This window comes from Arthrobacter sp. MDT2-16 (assembly GCF_054510925.1).
In genome coordinates this window covers 1-3,286 of sequence record NZ_JBTNDP010000020.1, presented here as the reverse complement: position 1 = coordinate 3,286, position 3,286 = coordinate 1, and the positions used below count along the sequence as shown (strand labels likewise).

At 63.4% G+C, this 3,286-nt stretch carries 3 protein-coding genes; 1 reads left to right on the top strand and 2 read right to left on the bottom strand.

Features of this window, described 5'->3' with window-relative positions; all coding sequences use genetic code 11:
- Positions 1-365 precede the first annotated feature (365 nt).
- Complete coding sequence (locus tag ACX80N_RS17700; protein WP_459340460.1) at positions 366-1,214, top strand: SAM-dependent methyltransferase; 849 nt, start codon at positions 366-368, stop codon at positions 1,212-1,214.
- Positions 1,215-1,506: 292 nt separating this feature from the next.
- Here ACX80N_RS17700 and ACX80N_RS17695 read toward each other — a convergent pair whose 3' ends face one another.
- Positions 1,507-2,511, bottom strand: coding sequence for a serine hydrolase domain-containing protein (locus tag ACX80N_RS17695; protein WP_459340459.1), 1,005 nt, complete (start codon positions 2,509-2,511; stop codon positions 1,507-1,509).
- Positions 2,512-3,054: 543 nt separating this feature from the next.
- Positions 3,055-3,286: hypothetical protein (locus ACX80N_RS17690; protein ID WP_459340458.1), on the bottom strand; the 232-nt coding region annotated here is incomplete at its 5' end.

The following is a 3,286-nucleotide window of genomic DNA, read 5'->3' as shown; positions in this document are numbered from 1 at the left end:
CACAGGCACAGGCACACAGCACCGTCGGCCGCCGACCCGCCGGCACCATCCCCAAGAGGGCCGACACCACCCGGAACCGTACTCCCGGCAACCGACCACACCACCACCACCCACGGAACCGACACCCATCAAGCACCGGTCAGCAGCCACAGCACCCCCCACCGAACCCGCCGGAAGGCTGGTTTGGGCTGGCGGATCGAGTCATCCGGGTTGAGAGCACTGCTGGTGGCGTGTGCATTGCTCGATCCGATGTGGCTCGAGGTGGTTACGTCAGCTCAGGGGAGTGCCGTTACCACGCACCGGAGAAGATGGAGCCCTGAGGTGAGACCTTCCGACGGCATGGATCGCAGTTGTATTGTGATGGCGTGATCGTCCCCAACATCGCCCAGAGCGCCGTGGCAGTCGCGGATCACTATGACGAGCTCGATCCGATCTACCGTCGGGTGTGGGGCGAGCATGTCCACCACGGGCTGTGGGTGACGGGGCGCGAAACGCCCTCCGAGGCCGTCGAGGCGCTGAGCAACAGTGTCGCCGATCGGCTGCACCTCGTGCCCGGTGAAGCCTGCGTCGACATCGGCTGTGGCTATGGCTCCACGGCAAGGCAGCTCGCGAGGACACACGGGGTCCGTGTCATCGGCTTCACGCTTTCCGCTGAGCAGGCTCACTACGCTGCCAGGCAGCCCGCGGCCGACGTGGAAATCCACCTGCGTGACTGGCTCGTCAATGGGATGAGTGACGCGTCTGTCAGTGCCGCGTGGGCGATCGAGTCGAGCGAGCACATGGTCGACAAGCCGGCGTTCTTCGCCGAGGCTCATCGAGTGCTGTCGCCTGGCGGTCGTTTCGTCGTCTGCGCCTGGCTTGCGGAGAGCGATAGCAGCACGTGGAAGGTTCGCCATCTCCTCGAGCCGATCTGCCGCGAAGGGCGCCTGCCCTCGATGGGCACTCGCGAGGAATATGAGGCGATGGCAATCGCCGCGGGCTTCGAGATTGCCGGCTACGAGGATGTCAGCCGCCAGGTCGCCCGGACATGGACCATCTGCGCCCGTCGTGCTGTGAGGGCCCTGCTCCTCGACCGTGAGGCCCGTCGCCTCGCCATCGGCGGCCGCAACCGCGTGTTTCTTCTGACCCTTCCCCGCCTGATCCTGGCCTACCGCACAGGTGCGATGCGCTATGGCATATTCACACTGTCGAAGAAGAGGGAGAACGGAACCTGAGGCGGCTTCTCGCCGTCCTGGGTCAGGCGCTGCGGAACTTCAGTCGCGAGGGCATCGCCCAGCAGTCCTGGTGTCGTGCGTCCACGCACACTGCAGGAGGGGCAGCAACCATGCGCACGGCCCTGCGGACGCCGACGGGTCGACCGCCGTGCTCCGCCGTCACTGCTTCTCGGTGAAACCGGCGGGTCTGTGCATTCGACCGTGATCCAGCGCTGACCTGAAGGCAGCACGACGGCGTTCCCGGATCAGTACGAGCACAGGGTGACCAGCCAAGCGGACGTTCAGCGGAGAATCACGCTGCTGGCCGGCCGTCGATCCCACGTCGGCCAGGCATCGTCCCGGTCGTGGTGAATTCGGTGAGGAGGCGGAATCCCGACCTGTCGACAGAACCGTGGGTGGCTACGAGCACAACCACTCCGACGCCGGCCTCCCGATCGAGTCCGATCCAACTGCTGAATCCGCCGGTGCTGCCGTTGTGCCAGGTGACTTTGCGTCCCCGGTGGTCGACGACGAGCCATCCCGCACCGATACCCACACCGGGAACGCAATCCGCGGACGGTTCGAGCGCGGACAGGCCCCGAGCTGTCCCGTCAAGCACTGAACGAAGAAAGCCGACCATCGTGCTGATCGACGCGCGGATGCCCCCTGCGGGCGCCACGGCTTCACCGACCCATGCCTGCATGCTGCGTCCGAGGCGATTGACTCCCCTCACGTCCGTCGGACCAAGGTCCGCCACGCACGTGGGCGCGGAGAACTCGGAGCCCAGGACGTCCTGAACGAGTTCCCCATAACTACTGCCGGCCGCCTTCGCCACTGCATGACCCAGTAGCTGGAATCCTAGATTCGAGTATCTGAATCGCCGAGTCCCGAGATGCACGTCGCGCGTCTGTTCCAGGAGGTCGGTCAACGAATCGCCGTATGGGTTCTCACCATGGACCCACAGTTTCAGGGTGCGCCGCAGCGGATGCATCCCGGGCGCTAGACGGGAAAGTCCTGAGCGGTGGATAGCCAGGGAACTCAGAGGAACCGCACCCACCTCGCCAGCGGGGTCCAGCGGGAGGAGGTCGCCGAGCACAGTCTTCTGCGAGATGAGGCCGCGGTCCAGGGCATCGCCGTACACCATGCCGGTGAGCACCTTCGAGATCGACCCGATCTCGAAAGAGGAGTGACGGTCCGTGCCCCTCGTCGCTGTCATGTCACCGTCAGGGGTGACCACAGCGACAGCTGCCACTGGCGATCGGACTGCCCCGGTCACGGCACGCACAAGGTCGGCGTGCCCGGTCCGTCCACTGTTCATCGCAACTCTCCTGTCGCCATGCCGGTAGTGACTGTCCTGGTGAGTGCGACCCCTCCACCTTCTAGTGTTCGTCAAGGTTCATCCATGAGGCCGCTCGGTCCAATATTGTCGGCTCCCTCCCTCTGTTGTCAACACATGTTGACCTCTTTGGTCGACGGGCACGGTCAGAGCTGCTCCTCCTGGGGAGCTGTGAAGCCGGCGTCGCTGGTCGTGCCGACGCGAGGAGGGCGCGGCATCCTCCAGGTGAGACGCACAACGGGTCGGGCGAGCTGGAGGCACTACCAGTTGGAGGCGCTGTTGACCGGGCGTCAACAGTGTTGAGAGGCATGACATCGGGGGCCCAGGGGGAGTTGATTGCGGGTGACCGACGTAACGGCCGGTCGGTTTGCCCGCCGGTCGTCCGCCCTGTATTGTTTATCGAGTTGCCCCGGGAGGGCAGCCAACCCCTTCGAAATTAGCGGTCACTTCGTGCGCTCTCAAGCGAGAACGAAAATGACCGTTATTTGGCACGGGATTGTCCGGTTGAATACTCATATGCAGGCACTAAGCCAAAGCAGAGGATTTGACAAGGAAAAAGAAGATGAAATAAGCTGTGAACACAACGGCGAAGGAAAGCGGGCCGAGAAAGCGTGAGAGCGCCGGTCCTGCAAGTAATCGAATGTTTCTGTTGTTTGAGAACTCAATAGTGTGCCAAGTTTGTTGATACCGATTGTTTTTTGATTGGTTGAATTTGCTGGTTGCCGCATTCTGTGTGGTGGCTGGTTTTTTTGGCTGG

Coding starts and splice junctions, on each gene's coding strand:
- ACX80N_RS17695 (WP_459340459.1), bottom strand. CDS start 2,511: ATGAACAGTGGACGGACCGGGCACGCCGACCTTGTGCGTGCCGTGACC.